Here is a 15,471-nt window from a genome sequence, read left to right as displayed (position 1 = left end):
TGGCAGGGTACTGTGCCCTCCGTGAGGGTCCGTACGGTCCGCGCCAATTTCATCAGGGCCGCGGGGCGCCCCGCGCACCGGGACCCGCCGCGCGCTGGAATGTTCCCGGCGTCACACCGAAGCACCGCACGAACCAGCGGTGGAAGTGGCTCTGATCGGCGAAGCCGGCCTGGGCCGCGGCCTCCGCCGCACTGCTCCCCGCCACCAGCAGCCCGCGCGCCCGGCGCAGCCTGAGCTGCCGCTGGAAGTCACTGGGCGCCATCCCGTACACGGCGCGGAACGCCCGGTAGAGCGCGAAGCGGCTGCACCCGGCGGCCTCCGCGAGCCGCACCGCCGGGATCTCCGCCGCGTACGCCTCCTGCGCGTGCGCCTCCTCCAGCAGCGCCCTTGCCCGCCGCGCCGCCCGGGCCTGCGCGCCGCTCCCGTCCGGAAGCTCCCGCGCGTGCAGCGGACCGGTGGCCCCGCGCCGCACCATCGCCCCGACGGCCGCGGTCAGCCGCTCGTCCCGCACCAGCGGACCGGCGCCGCCGACCAGGGCGGTGTGCAGCCGCAGCAGGGCGCGGCACAGCAGGGGGTCGGACACCACGGGCTGGTCGAACAGCGGCAGCGCCGCCCCGCCGTCCGCACCACCGGCCACATCGGCGAGGACGCCCCCCACCACATCGGGACCAATATGGACGATGCGGTACTTGTAGCCGAGCTCTGCGGCCGCCTCCCCATCGTGCGGATCGTCGGGGTTGAAGACCATCGCCATCCCCGCCCCGCTGGTGCGCAGCGCACCCCGGCAGCGGAAGCGCTGGGCGCCGACCTCGGTCACGGCGAAGGAGTAGGTGTCATGGCTGTGGGGATGGAACCGATGGCTGAAAAAGTGCGCGTGCATGGCCTCCACGGGCCGGTCGGGATCGCGCCAGTACCGGGCCCAGTCCCCCCGGCGAGGCTCCCCTCCCCGAACTTCTCCGACTTCTCCGACGGCACCCACGGGATCCATTGTGCCGTGGCGCACGAGCGTGCCGCGGCGCACGAGCGTTCAAGACCGCAGCTCGCGGCGGTGGCGAGAGTGAGGGCATGCGCTTCGACACCAAGATCGCCGTCATCATCCGCACCGACCTCGCCGACTGGCAGAAGCTGAACGTGACCGCCTTCCTCTCCAGCGGCCTGGCGCACGCCACGGACGAGATCGTCGGCAAGCCGTACGAGGACGCCTCGGGCAATCGCTACCTCCCGATGTTCCGCGAACCGGTCCTCGTCTACGCCGCCGATGCCGCCGCCCTCACCCGCACCCACGCCCGCGCCCTCACCCGCGGCCTGCCGATGGCCCTCTACACCGAGGAGCTCTTCACCACCGACAACGAGGACGACAACCGCGCCACGGTCCGCGCCGTCGAGGCCGACCAGCTGAGCCTGGTGGGCCTCGCGGTCTACGGCCCGCGCAGCCAGGTGGACAAGGTGACGAAGGGCCTGCGGCTGCACGGCTGAGGGACGGGTGCTGAGGGACGGCCGGGGTGAGGCGCCGCCGACGGGCGGCGCGGACTGCGGCAAGATGGAGCCATGAGCGTAGTCAAGATCAATGTGCTGACCGTGCCGGAGGAACAGCGCGAGGTGCTGGAGAAGCGCTTCGCCTCACGGGCCGGGACGGTCGAGAACTCCGACGGCTTCGAGTGGTTCGAGCTGCTGCGCCCGGTCGAGGGGACCGACCAGTACCTCGTCTATACGCGCTGGCGCAGCGAGGAGGACTTCCAGGCGTGGATGGAGGGCCCGATGAAGGCGGCCCACCAGCGCGGCGGCGAGGACGCCCCGCAGCAGAAGCCCGCCGCCTCCGGCTCCACCCTGTGGTCCTTCGAGGTCGTCCAGCAGGCCGCCCCCAAACAGGGCTGAGACGGCGTCCAGGCGCACGGCGGCACCGGTCACGGTGCCGCCGAAGGACGCCCCTTACTTCGCCACCGCGCTCGCCCCGTCCCTCGCGGCCTTGATGGTGCTGCGGGTCGTCGCCGCGATCGTCGCGGGCACGTTGAGCCCGGCGGCGTTCGCGATCGCGGGTCAGCGTGCGGAGCCCGGCTACGCGGGCCGGGCCATCGGGACGGTCGCCGCCGGTCTGACGGTCTCCCTCGCGGTCGGCGTCCCCATCGGCACCTGGCTCAGTACGCGATGGGGCTGGCACGCGGCGTTCGTAGCCGTCGGGATGTTCACCGCCGTCGCGCTGGCCGCCGTCGTGGTCACCGTGCCGCGGTTCGGCCCGGTGACCAAGGCGGGTATCGGCGACCGGTTGAGGGCGCTTCGCTCACCGGCCATCCTCGCCTGTGCCGGGACCACCACGATCGGCGCCTGCGCCGGGCTGATGCCCTACACCTACATCGCCCCCATCAGCGACGCCGTCACGGGACGCCCGGGGCTGCTGACGGTGTTCATCGCCACGATCGGCATCGCCGGCGCGATCGGCGCGGCGGCGGGCGGAAGCATCGCCGACGGCTGGGGGCCGGACCGGGCATGATCGCCACCTTGGGCGCCGCCCTGACGATCACGTTGATCATCGCCGTGATCAACGCGACCGCGGCGCCGGTCGGGCCAGCCGCGCTGATCGGCCTGCTCGCGGTCTGGGGCGTCGCGGCATGGGCCAACAACGCCCCGATGAACGCCCGTACGCTCCGGCTCGCCGGTCCAGCGGGCACCGAAGCGATGGCCCTCAACACGAGCGGCCTCTACAGCGGCATCGCCTCCGGCTCCGCGGTGGGCGGAACCACGCTCGATCGGTTCGGCGCGGGCGGTCCGCTCGCCGCCTCGGTCATCATCGGGATCTGCGGCATCGCGGCCATGGTTCTCGGCATCGTCCGGTGGCCGACCGAGCGGCCCCGGAACGGCGAAAAGGCGGCCGCATGACGCACCCGTACGGCACGCGTCATAACGGCTGATGGCCGATCACGTGTGCCGACGCGCATCGGGGACACTGGCACGGCGGCCACACCGATGTCTCCAGCGGCCTCAAGGGCTCGGTGGTCCTGACCACGCGCGTCGGCCCATAGGTCTTCCCGCCGTCCCGTGATACGCGCATGGTCATCATCGCGCGGCCCTTCGCCGTGTCCGACATATCGCTGTCGCTCCCGTTAGCTGTCCTTACGTACGTCAAGACAACCGCGAATGTGCAGTCGCGGTTGGTGATCGCCTGGTGACTACGCGGTGACAAGCCGTACCCTGGTCACCATGGACAGCGGGGAGTTCGGCCAACGAGTCCGCAATCTGCTCCGAGACCGGGACATGAGCGTGCGGGCGGTCGCCCGCCGCCTGAACTACGACCACGCCTATCTCTCCCGGGTACTCTGCGGGAAACAGCAGCCGTCAACGCAACTCGTCACAGCGCTGGACGACTTGTTCGAGACAAACGGGACACTCGCGAAAATCGCGGTACGAGTGGCACCGCCAGCGGAATCACCGGAGGCGGCTGAATCACCGGCCATCCCGAATCGGATACTCAGCCTCAACGAGGCACGCGGAGCCGACTTCGTCCAGGCCATCCGGGAGACGTCCCACCGGTTGATCGTCCTGGACAATGAACTCAGCGGAGTGTCCATCGCGGAGCCCGCGGGCCGTGCGTTCAAGGTCGTGCACCGGCGGCTCGGAGCCGGAGACTACGATCCCCGGTACGAGCGGGATATTCAGTCGGCCGCCGCGGAACTGGCCGAAGTCGCCGGTTGGGCTCTGTGGGACGCGGAGAGAGACGACGCCGCCCAACGCTTCAACCATGAGGCGCTATTTCTCGCGAAACTCTCCGGGGATCGCTCCATCGAGTTGCTGACGCTACAGAACATGGCGATGCAGAGTGAATGGTGCGGACGGTACCAAGAGGCGCTGTCCATTGCCCGGTCGGTCCTCAACGGAAGGCGGCTGTCCCCGCGCGTCGAGGCGATGTTCCGTATCCGGGAAGCGAAGGGACTGGTCGGCACGGGACGTACGTCGGATGCCCTCGAGTCGCTGCACCGTGCCCGGTCGCTCATCGAGGTCCGTAACGGTGTCGGCGAACCGGACTGGACATGGTGGGTGACAGAGGGAGAGATTGACCGCCAGTGGGGTCACACACTTCAGATCGCGGGTGACAAAGAGAAAGCCATCGAGCTGCTGCTCCAATCCGTACAACCAGGACGTGACGTCACGACTGGCTACTCAAGCGAGCGAGTCGCACGGCTCGCACAATGCCTGCTGGACGTCCATGCCTGGCGCGACGCGGAAGACGTCGTCACTTCCCTCGTCACCGCCACACCCGGAATCTCCTCGGGACGCACCCTCCGCCTCATCGGCCGCGTCGCCCAGCAGCACGTAAGGCTGGACGGCGCGCCGCCCAGCCTCACGGACACCCTTGAACACCTGGCGGACAAGCTCGATGAGGACCCCTTCACCCTGTGAGACCGCTCACGGCAGGTAGCGTTCAAGGGGCCAGCTGTGCCGTTCGAGGTGTTCTTCCAGGGCCGCCTCGGCGGCGGGGAGGTCGAAGCGGGAGAGGGCGTCGGCGATGTCCCGGTGCTGGCGCAGGGCCATTTCCGCCCGACCGGCGTGGACGGTGAGCGCGACCACGCCGGTCCGCTGCTGCCGGTCGCCCATCGAGCGGTAGAGGTGGGCCAGTTCGGCGTTGCCGATCGCCTCGATGATCGCGGTGTGGAACCGGCGGTCGCACGCCACCACCGCGGGATACCCGGCGCCCGCGTCCGTTATCGCCTGCTGCTCGTCGATCAGGGCGTTGAGGTGCGTGGAGAGGTCGACCTGATGGGCCACGATCTCGCGGGCGGCGTAGAGCTCGAGCACCAGCCGGGTGGTGTTGAGCTCGCGGATCTGCCGCGCGGTCACCGTGGTCACCTGTGCGCCGCGCCGGGGGAGCAGTTTGAGCAGGTACTCCGCGTCCAGCCGGAGGAACGCCTCCCGGACCGGAGTCCGGGAAACGCCGACCACGGTGGCGATGTCCATTTCGGTGATGATGTGGCCCGGCGGCAGCACCAGGTCCAGGATCAGCCGCTTGACGTAGCCGTAGACGAAATCCTTCGCCTGGACACCGTCCGGACGCGTGGCCTCCGGCAGTCGCGCGGGGGCGGGCAGGTCCGGAAAAGACGTGCTCACGAGCCCTCCATGGCCACCAGTACCTGACAGCGTCAGTCTAGGCGGTCCGGATCACCGGCGGCCACCACGCGGAACCGGCGCAGCGACAGCGCCGGGTTCCGCTCGCGCACCGTCGCGATCCGCGCCGCGTCGAGGGTCGCGACCGCGACCCCCGGTGCCTCTCCCGCCGCCGCGATCACCACACCCATCGGGTCGGCCACGATGCTCCGCCCCGCGCAGTCGGGGCCGGTCTGCCCGGCCGCCAGCACATAGCTGGTGTTCTCGATCGCCCTCGCGCGCAGCAAGGTCTCCCAGTGGTCCTCCTTGGCCGGGCCGACCGCCCATGCCGCGGGGACCAGGATGGCGTCCGCGCCCGCGTCGGCGAGCACCCGCGCGCTCTCCGGGAACCGCAGGTCGTAGCAGGTCATGACGCCGAACCGGAGCCCGCCGACGGTGAACGTCAGGGGTGCCACGACGTCCGCGGGAATCACGTGGTCGGACTCGCGGTAACCGAACGCGTCGTAGAGGTGCACCTTGCGGTAGACGCCGATGATCTCGCCGCGCGGGTCGAGCGCGACCTCGGTGTTGTAGGACCGGTCGCCGTCCGTCCGCTCGGCCATCCCGACCACGGCGTACACGCCCGTCTCACGGACGCAGGCGCGCACCGCGGTCAGCCACGGCCCGTCCAGGGGCTCCGGGTACGACTGGTCACCGACGTGGTGCGGGTCGTGGTACATCCCGAACTCCGGGGTGACCACGAGTTCCGCACCCCGCTCGGCACCCGCGCGGATACCGTCGACGAGCCGCTTGAGGTTCTCGTCCTTGTCCAGTCCGGCGGCGAACTGCGCCACCGCGGCGGTCACGGTCATACCGCGTCCTCCATGGTCGTCGTTCCGTGCGCGGTCGCGGCACGGGGTGTTTGCAAAGGGCGCTCGGGGTGTACGAAGAGCCAGCAGACCGCGCCGAGCAGTCCGGCGATGGCCAGGATCAGCAGGGCGATCAGCCAGTTCCCGCCGATTCCGACCAGGATGCCGGTGAACAGCGGGCCCGCCGCGGCCATCAGGTTGCCCCACAGATTGGTCCAGCCGGTGAGGGTCGCCGAGTAGCTGCCGCCGAGGTCCTGGCACGCGGCCCACACCTGCACCTGGACGACGCCGACGGCACCGAGGCTGACGCACAGGAAGGTGATCAGCAGGGGAACGCTGTGGGCCAGCGCACCGGTCACCAGGGCGGCCGCCGCGACGAGGTAGCCCGCCGCCGCGAGCCGGACCCGGGACGGCCAGCGCCGCAGCACCCGGTCGTTGAGCGCGCCCGCGCCGAACACGCAGACCAGCATGGCGATCCACGGCAGGGAGGCGAGGAATCCCATGTCCTCGAGCGAGAGTCCGCGCGCGTCGACCAGGTAGGTCGGCAGCCAGGTCTGGAAGAAGCCCTGGATGAGCAGCAGGCAGGCGTACTGCATGCCGATCGCCCAGAACTGCCCGGAGCCGGTGAACGCACGCCACGGCAGCTTCTTGGAGTCGTCGCCGGTGTACCGCCCCGCCTCGATGTACGACGCCTCGTCCGCGCGCACCGAGGGATGTTCGCGCGGTTCGTCGCGGACCACCCACCACCACACGACGGCCAGCAGCAGACCGGCGACGGCGAAGGCGTGGAACGCGTCCTGCCAGCCGAACTCGCCGATGATCCACACCACCAGCGGGGAACCGACCACGTTGCCGAGGTACAACCCGCACAGCAGCAGCGAGTTGGCCCGCGACTGCTCGTGCCGGGGGAACCACCGCTGCAGGGTGTAGACCGACGCGGGCCAGTCGGGTGCCTGTCCCATCCCGAGCAGGATGCGGATCACCACGAACCCGAGGAACACCACGCCGTACGGGGTGGCGAAGGTGAACAGCGACCACCAGATTCCCGCCAGGGCGAGGACCTTGCGCGGTCCGAACCGCTTCGCCAGCAGGCCGCCGGGCACCTGGAACAGTGCGTAGGCCCACCAGAAGGACGTCAGGATCACCGACATCTCGGTGACGGTGAACGAGAACTCCTTCTGGACCACCGGGGCCGTGGCGCTCATCACGGCGCGGTCCATGCTCATCACGAAGGTGACCGGCAGGAGCAGCCCGCCCGCGAGGAACCAGCGGAACCGGCCGGTCGGCTTCGCCGCGCCCGGCGCGACCTGCGGCGAGGTCATGGCCGGGTCACCGGCCCGGGCCGGGTGTCAGACCCGCCTCGAAGAGAGCGCGCGCGCCGGACGCGTCGGACAGCCTTCCGCCCGCGGTGATCTTCTCCTTCAGCGCGGGCTCGGCCGCCTCCTTGTCCGCGAGGACCGCGGCGAGCTCCAGCGCCTCGTCCCGGCCGACGACGGCCACCCCGTCGGAGTCGCCGAACACCACATCGCCGGGGTTGATCACCACCCCGCCCACGGTGACCGGCACATTGATGGCGCCCTCGACACCGAGGATGCGGGTGGTGCGGGCGGAGACGCCCGCCGAGAACACCGGCAGTCCGAGGTCGAGGATCTCGTCGACGTCATTGACCGACCCGGCGATCAGCGCCCCCACCGCGCCGCGGGTCTTCGCGGTGAAGGCGACCATCCCGCCGAAGCAGGAGCGGGTGTCGCCGGACTGGTCCACGACGAGCACATCGCCCTCGCGGAGCTGGTCGGCCGCCACGTGCAGCGCGGTCGAGTCGAGGTGCGGGATGCGCACGGTGAACGCGGTGCCGACGAAGCCGAGCGGGCGGCGGACCGGGTGGAGACCCCGGGGGAACCCGTAGTCGCGCAGATGGCCGAGGGTGGAGGTCTGCACGCGTGACAGTGCGCTGACCACTTCGGGATCCACCGGCCGCGGGGCGTTGCCTTGGACGAACATGCTTGGTGCTCCGATCACGGGGTGTACGCATACGCTATGCATGCGTTGCGTATCCCTAACGCATGCGTTGCTTCTGTCCTAGCAAGTACGCGGTGGCGCTGGCAATACCCTGGATCAGGCTGGCAATACCCTGGGGCAGAGCGAGCGTGCCGCTCGCCCCCGGCTCACACCAGCTCGGGCTGCGGTTCCGGCTGCAGCGCCGGTGCGGCCTTCGGCTCCCACAGCCTGGTGGTCCGCACGTAGCCGTGGATCACCGAGCCCATCGCCAGCAGGAGCAGGGGGCCGAACACCCATGGATGCCTGGCCATGTCCACCGGCAGATAGCGATAGGCCACCAGGAGTGCGGCGAAGACCGCCGTGCCGCGGATGACCAGGTGGGTTCCCGACCGGTCCCAGCCGCGGGCGAGCGAGCGGAGCGCGGCCTCGATGGTGAGCGCGAACACCACACCGGCGATGAGATCCACGCCGTAGTGGTAGCCGAATCCCAGCGTCGCGCTGAGCGTGGCGACCAGCCAGAACGTTCCCGCGTACCGCAGGATCCGCGGACCCTGGCGGGAGTGGACGAAGATCGCGGTGGCCCATGCCGTATGCAGGCTGGGCATGCAGTTGCGCGGCGTGATCTCGTCGAACGGCATCGAGTGCGGGGCGCTGATGGGCGGCGGGGTGTGCGGCCACAGGCTGGCCAGCGCCCAGTGCTCGCCGCCGGTGCCGAAGGCACCGCCGCCGTAGGCGAAGATCGGTCCGACGACGGGGAAGATCATGTAGATGGCCGGGCCGAGGAGACCGATGGCCAGGAAGGTGCGCACCAGACAGTGACTCGGGAAGCGGCGCTCGGTCCCCACATGACGCAGCTGGTAGAGCGTGATGACGACCGCGGCCAGCGGAAGCTGTATGTAGACGTAGTCGAGGACATGGGCGGGGACCGGGCCGATGGCCTCGACGACCCGGCCCGCCAGCCACGAGGGATTGCCCAGCGCGTGATCGGCGGCGGCCAGATACGGGTCGAGCACCGCCGGGCGGGTCTTCGCCGTGATGAGCAGCCAGGTGTCGCCGGTCTTGCGCCCGGCCACCAGCAGCAGCCCCAGCCCAACGCCCTTCAGCAGCAGGGCGCGTTCCCGGCCGGTGCGGCGGGTGACCGCGAGGACCGCACAGCCGAGCATCACCCACAGCGCGCCGTTGCCGAAGGGGTGTCCTTCGGTCACCTTCGCGTCGGCCACCCACCGCACCAGGAAGATGACGATGTCGACGCCGATCGCGGCACCGGCCGCGATGAACCGCTCCCGCCAGGTGAGCACCACCATCATCAGGCCCATACCGGCGTAGAGCAGAAAGCCCGACTTGGGGGCGACGACTATCTCCTGCGCCTGAGTGGTCATCGGCCCCGGCAGTCCGTAACGGCGCGCGGTGATCTCCAGCGCGACGAGGAACCCGAGGACCGCCACGCCGCCCGTGGCCCACAGCACCGTCCGTGGTCGGCGCCACGCGGCGAAGGGTATTCGGCTGTTTATTCGCGAAAACACCCGCGATGCTATAGGTATCAATTGTTTGGCCGATTTGTTCGTTGTGGGCTGTAGGTCACTCTTCACGCCGGATAGCGCGGTTTTCCGGCGAGGGGCGGGCGATGGGAGCGCTCGTCATGAGGTCGGGTCATGCTAACCGCCCCCGCCCTGTCCGGATCCCATCGGTCACGGTCAAGGCCCCGTGCCCCGGAACGGTCGGTTCACGTAGTGTCATGGCGTGTACGGGAGTGTCAGCGAGAAACCAGCGCCAGCCCGTGGCAACGGGCAGCGCATCCTGGTCGTCGACGATGAATCGAGAATCGCCGAACTGCTCTCGACCACCCTCGAGCTGGCCGGTTACCGCGTCGGCACCGCGGCCACCGGCGGGGAAGCACTCGACCGGGTCGGGCGGGACCGGCCCGACCTGGTGATCCTCGATGTGATGCTGCCCGATCTGGACGGTTTCACGGTGTGCCGACGCCTGGTGGCGGCCGACGAGAACCATCCGCCAGTGCTGTTCCTCACCGCACGCGACTCGCTCGACTCGCTGGTCACCGGCCTCGGCATCGGCGGCAACGACTACGTCACCAAGCCGTTCCGGATCGCCGAGGTGCTGGCCCGGGTGCAGGCCCTGCTGCGCACCCGCGACCGGCGGCGGGAGGAGCCGTCGCCGACCTACGCGGATCTGGTGCTGGACGATACGACCCGTCAGGCCCGGCGCGGGCGGCGGGCGCTCGAGCTGACCCCGGCGGAGTTCAGGCTGCTGCGCTATCTGCTGGTCAACGCCGGGCAGGTGCTGTCCAAGGAGCAGATCGGCGAGCACCTGTGGGTGGCGGACCACCGGCGCTACGGCGACAACGCCATCGAGAAGCTGGTCTCCCGCCTCCGCCACAAGGTCGACGAGGCCGGGCCCGCGCTGATCCACACCCGCCGTGGCTTCGGCTACTGGCTCGGCGGACTCGCCGCCGGATGAACATGCACCAGCGCCCCGGGCACGAGCTCCACGGGCACGAGCGCCAGCAGCGGCTCGAGGTGCTGCTGCACGAGCTGCGCACCTCCCTCACCACCATCCGCGGCTGGGCCGAACTCCCCCTCCAGGGGCTCAGCGACGACCCCGAGCTGATGGTGCGCGCCCTGCGCCGGATCCAGGACGAGGCCGACCATATGCACCAGGCGGTCCAGCAGGTGTTCCCCCGCGCGGACGCCTCCTGGGTACGGCCGCTGGAGACGGAGCCGGTGGATCTGCGGGACGTGGCCGACGAGGCGGTGGCGGATCTGGGGCTGCTCGACCCCGAACGCCCCATCGCCCGCGAGAACTCCGGCCGGGCGACGGTCGTCGCCGACAACCGCATGCTGCGGCACGCCGTCCGCAACCTGTTGGACAACGCGCTGCGCCACACGCCCGCCGGGTCGCCGGTGACGGTGGCGGTGCGCGGTTCGGTGGCGGTCACGGCGGGAGGGGCCGGGGACGGGACCGGGGGTGTGGCGCAGCGTGTCGAGCTGTCGGTCAGCGACCGGGGGCCCGGCATGGGCCCGCAGGACATCGCCCGGCTCACCTCCCCGTACGACGAGGACGGCCGGATCGAGCCGGGCGGCGGCATCGGCCTCACCATCGTGCGGCGGGTGGTCGAGCGGCACGGCGGGGAGGTGAGGGTGAGCAGCGCACCGGGCCGCGGTACCACGGTCACGGTGGCCTTCCCCACTGTCAGCGTTTCGTCAGGAAACTGACCGCAGGGCGTCAGGTCGAGCGGGTTCGCTGGTCATCACGTCCCCATCGGAACCCCACACCCGAGGAGAGACATGACCGAGACGCTGGCAGAGACCGCGCCCGAGGCGGAAGGGCCGCTTCCGGAGTTTCCGATGCCGCGGGCGGCCGGCTGCCCCTTCGCCCCTCCCCCGACCGCACGGGCGCTGCACACCGAACGGCCGGTGGCCCGCGTACGGCTGTGGGACGGCAGCGCCCCCTGGCTGGTGACCCGGTACGCCGACCAGCGCGCCCTGCTCGGCGACCCGCGGGTCAGCTCCGAGGCCACGCGGCCCGGGTTTCCGCACCCGAGCGCCGGTTTCCGGGAGAACGCCGGGCGGCGGCGGACCTTCATCACCATGGACGACCCCGAACACGCCCGGATCCGCCGGATGGTCACCGGACCGTTCGCGATCAAGCGGATCGAGGCGATGCGGCCCGGGATCCAGAAGATCACCGACGGGCTGATCGACACCATGCTGGCCGGACCGACCCCGGTGGACCTGGTGCGCGCGCTCGCGCTGCCGCTGCCGTCGCTGGTGATCTGCCAGCTGCTCGGGGTGCCGTACGAGGACCACGACTTCTTCCAGCGGAAGAGCTCGGTCCTGATCAACCGGCACTCCTCGGCCGAGGAGGTGGTCGGAGCCAACGAGGCGCTGACCGACTATCTGGAGGGGCTGGTCGCCGGCAAACTCGCCGAACCCGCCGACGATATGCTCTCCGAGCTGGCCGGGCGGGTCAGGGCCGGTGAGCTGACCCGGCGCGACGCCGCCAACATGGGCGTGCTGCTGCTGGTCGCGGGCCATGAGACCACCGCCAACATGATCGCCCTCGGCACCGTGGCCCTGCTGGAGAACCCCGACCAGCTCGCCGTCCTGCGGGAGACCGAGGACCCGAAGGCGGTCGCCCGGGCCGTCGAGGAGCTGCTCCGCTATCTGACGATCGTGCACAACGGCCGTCGCCGGGTCGCGCGGGAGGACATCGAGATCGGCGGTGAGACCATCCGCGCCGGGGAGGGGATCATCGTCTACACCGGCACCGGCAACTGGGACGCGGAGGTCTTCGCCGAGCCCGAGCGGCTGGACATCGGCCGCGACGCCCGCCGCCACATGGCGTTCGGCTTCGGCGTCCACCAGTGCCTGGGCCAGCCGCTGGCCCGGATGGAGCTCCAGGTGGTCTACGGCACGCTCTACCGCCGTATCCCCACCCTGCGGCTGGCCACCGGAATCGACCAACTACCGTTCAAAGACGACGGTTTGGTCTACGGCGTCTACGAGCTGCCCGTCACCTGGACGTCATGAGCGGCGAGGGCGGCGGCAGCCGCAAAGGCGAAGGCGAAGGCAAGGGAGTCACCATGCGTGTGGAAGTCGATGTGCCCAAGTGTGTGGCGTCGGGGCAGTGCGTGATGATCGCACCCGATGTGTTCGACCAGAACGAGGAGGACGGCATCGTGGTGCTGCTGGACGAGCAGCCCGCGCCCGAACTCCACGCCGACGTCCGGGAGTCCGCGGTGGTCTGCCCGGCGGCGGCGATACGCGTGGTCGAGAAGTGAAGCAGGTGGTGGTGGTCGGCGGCTCCGCCGCCGGTCTGGCGGCGGCGGAGACGCTGCGCCGGGAGGGCTACGAGGGGGCGCTCACGCTCATCGGCGATGAGCCGTACCACCCGTACGACCGGCCACCGCTGTCCAAGCAGATCCTCGGCGGACAGTGGGAGCCCGACCGGGTGCCGCTGCGCACCCCCGCCGATCTGGACGCGCTCGGCCTCGAGCTGCGCCTCGGCGTCGCCGCGACCGGGCTGGACCTCGCGGGCCGTACGGTCGCGCTGGCCGATGGGGTGCGGGTGCCGTACGACGGCCTGGTCATCGCCACCGGGGTCCGCCCGCGCCGACTGCCCGGCGACGGCGGGGAGCGCGCCCATGTGCTGCGCACCCTGGACGACGCCCTGGCCCTGCGGGACCGGCTGGGCCCGGGGCGGCGGCTGGCGGTGGTCGGCGCCGGGTTCCTCGGCGCCGAGGCGGCCGCCGTCGCACGGGGGCTGGGCGCGGAGGTGACGCTGCTGGAACCGGCACCGGTGCCGCTGGCCCCGGCGGTCGGCGAGCGGATCGGCCGGATGCTCGCCGGGGCCCACCACGACCACGGGGTGGACCTGCGCACCGGGGTCGCGGTGGCCGAGGTGGCCGACGGCGGGGTGCGGCTGACGGACGGCACGCTGGTCGAGGCCGACGAGGTGCTGGTCGCGATCGGCTCGGTGCCCAACACCGGCTGGCTGGAGGGCAGTGGGCTGACCCTGGGCGACGGTCTGGAGTGCGATGAGTACAGCGCCGCCGCGCCGGGGGTGTACGGCGCGGGGGACGTGGCCCGCTGGCACAATCCGCTGTTCGGCACGGCGATGCGGATCGAGCACCGGACCAACGCCACCGAGCAGGGCATGGCCGTGGCCCGTAACCTCCTCCGCCCGGACGAGCGGCGGCCGTTCGCCCCGGTGCCGTACTTCTGGTCGGACCAGTACGACGTCCGGATCCAGGCGCATGGGTATCTGCGCGGGCATGACGAGGTCGCGGTCGTGGAAGGCGATCTGGAGGCGCGGAAGTTCCTCGCCGTCTACCGCTCCGGGGACCGGGTGGCCGGTGTGCTGGCCGTCGGGATGCCGCCGAAGGCGGTGCGTACGTGGCGGCAGGCGGTCGCCACGCGGGCCGCGTGGCGGGACGCGGTGGGGGAGCTGCTGCCGGAGGGGGCGTAGCGGGCAGCGCGCATCCGGGCCGTGGCCCGGGGGGGGCGTGGGGCGCGCCCGGAAAATCGCCGGGCGGGCCGCGGCGGACCTTGCTACGGTGCTCGGCATGAAGCGCGCTGCGATGACCATCGCGATGTTCACCGCGATGACGACGACGCCGGAGAGAGTCCCGGCGCGCTGATCGATGTTCTGATCCGAAGCCCCGGGGCGAGTGCCCCGGGGCTTCGCCGTGCGGTCACTCGCCTGACGTCGATGAGGAGACCGCGATGTCCGACCACCGCAAGCTGGGCCGTGAACTGGGCCTGTTCGACACCGACCCGCTGATCGGCGCGGGCCTGCCGTACTGGCTGCCGGACGGCGCGACCGTACGGCACACCCTGGAGGAGTACATCCGCGCCGCCGAGCGGCGGGCGGGCTACCGGCACGTGTACTCGCCGGTGCTCGGCAAGCGGGAGCTGTACGAGCTGTCGGGGCACTGGCAGCACTACAGCGACGACATGTTCCCCCCGATGGATCTGGGCGCGGAACAGGTGGTGCTGCGCCCGAGCCTGTGCCCCCACCACGCGGTCATCTACCGCTCCCGTGGCCACAGCTATCGCGAACTACCGCTGCGAGTGGCCGAGTTGGGCGGGATGTACCGCTCGGAGCTGTCGGGGGTGCTCGGCGGGCTGACCCGGGTCCGGGCCATCCAGCTGAACGACGCCCACATCTTCTGCACCCTGGACCAGGTGGCCGAGGAGGCGGGGGCGGCCCTGGAGATGATCCGCCGTGCGTACGGGGCGCTCGGCATCACCCCGGCCCGCTACCGGCTCTCGCTCCCGGGCCCCGGCGGCAAGTACGTGGCCGGGGAGGGGATGTGGCGCCGGTCGGCCGCCCTGCTGACCGATGTCCTGGACCGCTCCGGGCTGAGTTACGAGGCGGTGGAGGGCGAGGCGGCGTTCTACGGCCCCAAGATCGATGTGCAGGTGGCCGACGGCGCGGGGCGGGAGTCGACCCTGTCCACCGTCCAGGTCGACTTCCACCAGCCCGAGCGGTTCGACCTCCACTACATCGGCCCGGACGGTGCGCGGCACCGTCCGGTCATGGTCCACCGCAGCATCATCGGCAGTGTGGAGCGGGCCCTGGCCCAACTCATCGAGGAACACGGCGGCGCCTTCCCCGCCTGGCTGGCCCCCACCCAGCTGGTGGTCCTGCCGATCTCCGAGTCCGAACTGGCGGGGGCCCAGGAGCTCGTCCGGCGCTGCGGAGAACGCGGCCTGCGCGCGAAACTCACCGCCCCGGACCACGGCACCCTCCCCGCCCGCGTCCGCGCCTCCCGCCTGGTCCCCTACCAGGCCGTCCTGGGCCCCCGTGAGCTGGCCAACGGCCACGTCTCCCTCCGCCTCCGCGACGGCCGCCGCCTGGCCCCCCTACCGGCGGACGAGGCACTGACCCGTATCGAGTCGCTGGTGAGGGCCCACACCACCGACCTGTGGGACGCGGCGTAGGCGGCGTCCGACGGATCGCGCCGCCTGCGGCGACCTGTTCCCCACCCCGCCCCTTCCCGAAACTGGGG

At 71.1% G+C, this 15,471-nt stretch carries 16 protein-coding genes and 1 pseudogene; 11 read left to right on the top strand and 6 right to left on the bottom strand.

Annotated elements, in window-relative coordinates:
- Positions 1 to 52: 52 nt before the first annotated feature.
- Positions 53 to 880 carry an AraC family transcriptional regulator gene (locus VT50_RS15495; RefSeq protein ID WP_046089909.1) on the bottom strand — a complete coding sequence of 276 codons (828 nt, stop codon included), beginning with the start codon at positions 878 to 880 and terminating at the stop codon, positions 53 to 55.
- A 185-nt stretch (positions 881 to 1,065) separates the two neighbouring features.
- Here VT50_RS15495 and VT50_RS15490 point away from each other — a divergent pair, with 185 nt between their 5' ends.
- The 5 genes from VT50_RS15490 to VT50_RS15465 all read left to right on the top strand — a co-directional run bounded on the left by VT50_RS15490 (position 1,066) and on the right by VT50_RS15465 (position 4,392).
- Positions 1,066 to 1,476: a DUF2000 domain-containing protein gene (locus VT50_RS15490; protein WP_046089908.1), complete on the top strand. Its 411-nt coding sequence runs from the start codon at positions 1,066 to 1,068 to the stop codon at positions 1,474 to 1,476.
- Between the two features lie 72 nt (positions 1,477 to 1,548).
- Positions 1,549 to 1,875 (top strand): antibiotic biosynthesis monooxygenase family protein, encoded by a 327-nt coding sequence (locus VT50_RS15485; RefSeq protein ID WP_046089907.1) that lies wholly within the window; start codon positions 1,549 to 1,551, stop codon positions 1,873 to 1,875.
- A 34-nt stretch (positions 1,876 to 1,909) separates the two neighbouring features.
- Positions 1,910 to 2,488 carry an MFS transporter gene (locus VT50_RS15480; RefSeq protein WP_053048809.1) on the top strand — a complete coding sequence of 193 codons (579 nt, stop codon included), beginning with the start codon at positions 1,910 to 1,912 and terminating at the stop codon, positions 2,486 to 2,488.
- Between the two features lie 8 nt (positions 2,489 to 2,496).
- Positions 2,497 to 2,874, top strand: coding sequence for an MFS transporter (locus tag VT50_RS15475; protein ID WP_143645222.1), 378 nt, complete (start codon positions 2,497 to 2,499; stop codon positions 2,872 to 2,874).
- A 321-nt stretch (positions 2,875 to 3,195) separates the two neighbouring features.
- On the top strand, positions 3,196 to 4,392 hold the full coding sequence (locus VT50_RS15465; RefSeq protein ID WP_046089927.1) for a helix-turn-helix domain-containing protein: 1,197 nt from the start codon (positions 3,196 to 3,198) through the stop codon (positions 4,390 to 4,392).
- Positions 4,393 to 4,398: 6 nt separating this feature from the next.
- Here the strand turns inward: VT50_RS15465 and VT50_RS15460 are convergent, their stop codons facing one another.
- From VT50_RS15460 to VT50_RS15440, 5 genes are all read right to left on the bottom strand, one after another.
- Positions 4,399 to 5,097, bottom strand: a complete 699-nt coding sequence (locus VT50_RS15460; RefSeq protein WP_053048807.1) for a GntR family transcriptional regulator — start codon at positions 5,095 to 5,097, stop codon at positions 4,399 to 4,401.
- Between the two features lie 32 nt (positions 5,098 to 5,129).
- Positions 5,130 to 5,945 carry a carbon-nitrogen hydrolase family protein gene (locus VT50_RS15455; RefSeq protein WP_046089906.1) on the bottom strand — a complete coding sequence of 272 codons (816 nt, stop codon included), beginning with the start codon at positions 5,943 to 5,945 and terminating at the stop codon, positions 5,130 to 5,132.
- Positions 5,942 to 7,264: an MFS transporter gene (locus VT50_RS15450; protein ID WP_046089905.1), complete on the bottom strand. Its 1,323-nt coding sequence runs from the start codon at positions 7,262 to 7,264 to the stop codon at positions 5,942 to 5,944. The genes VT50_RS15455 and VT50_RS15450 overlap by 4 nt, the downstream gene beginning before the upstream one ends.
- Before the next feature lie 7 nt (positions 7,265 to 7,271).
- The gene (locus VT50_RS15445; RefSeq protein WP_046089904.1) at positions 7,272 to 7,943 is read right to left on the bottom strand and encodes an RraA family protein; all 672 of its coding nucleotides are present in this window, start codon (positions 7,941 to 7,943) and stop codon (positions 7,272 to 7,274) included.
- Between the two features lie 164 nt (positions 7,944 to 8,107).
- On the bottom strand, positions 8,108 to 9,463 hold the full coding sequence (locus VT50_RS15440; protein ID WP_075200530.1) for a phosphatase PAP2 family protein: 1,356 nt from the start codon (positions 9,461 to 9,463) through the stop codon (positions 8,108 to 8,110).
- A gap of 217 nt (positions 9,464 to 9,680) precedes the next feature.
- On the opposite strand from VT50_RS15440, the gene VT50_RS15435 reads away from it, so the two are divergent.
- From VT50_RS15435 to thrS, 6 genes and pseudogenes are all read left to right on the top strand, one after another.
- Positions 9,681 to 10,415, top strand: coding sequence for a response regulator transcription factor (locus tag VT50_RS15435; RefSeq protein ID WP_046089902.1), 735 nt, complete (start codon positions 9,681 to 9,683; stop codon positions 10,413 to 10,415).
- Positions 10,412 to 11,170 (top strand): sensor histidine kinase, encoded by a 759-nt coding sequence (locus VT50_RS15430; RefSeq protein ID WP_046089901.1) that lies wholly within the window; start codon positions 10,412 to 10,414, stop codon positions 11,168 to 11,170. Before VT50_RS15435 ends, VT50_RS15430 begins: the two co-directional genes overlap by 4 nt.
- A 72-nt stretch (positions 11,171 to 11,242) precedes the next feature.
- On the top strand, positions 11,243 to 12,487 hold the full coding sequence (locus VT50_RS15425) for a cytochrome P450 (protein ID WP_046089900.1): 1,245 nt from the start codon (positions 11,243 to 11,245) through the stop codon (positions 12,485 to 12,487).
- 53 nt (positions 12,488 to 12,540) lie between these two features.
- Positions 12,541 to 12,738 carry a ferredoxin gene (locus VT50_RS15420; RefSeq protein ID WP_046089925.1) on the top strand — a complete coding sequence of 66 codons (198 nt, stop codon included), beginning with the start codon at positions 12,541 to 12,543 and terminating at the stop codon, positions 12,736 to 12,738.
- Positions 12,735 to 13,925: an NAD(P)/FAD-dependent oxidoreductase gene (locus VT50_RS15415; protein WP_206269413.1), complete on the top strand. Its 1,191-nt coding sequence runs from the start codon at positions 12,735 to 12,737 to the stop codon at positions 13,923 to 13,925. The genes VT50_RS15420 and VT50_RS15415 overlap by 4 nt, the downstream gene beginning before the upstream one ends.
- 251 nt (positions 13,926 to 14,176) lie before the next feature.
- A pseudogene (gene thrS, locus VT50_RS15410) lies at positions 14,177 to 15,403 on the top strand (threonine--tRNA ligase); the annotation flags it as partial.
- Positions 15,404 to 15,471: the final 68 nt, after the last annotated feature.

The sequence above is a fragment of the Streptomyces antioxidans genome, from assembly GCF_000968685.2.
GTDB classification, from domain to species: Bacteria; Actinomycetota; Actinomycetes; order Streptomycetales; family Streptomycetaceae; genus Streptomyces; species Streptomyces antioxidans.
This window is presented reverse-complemented; position numbering and strand designations above follow the sequence as displayed.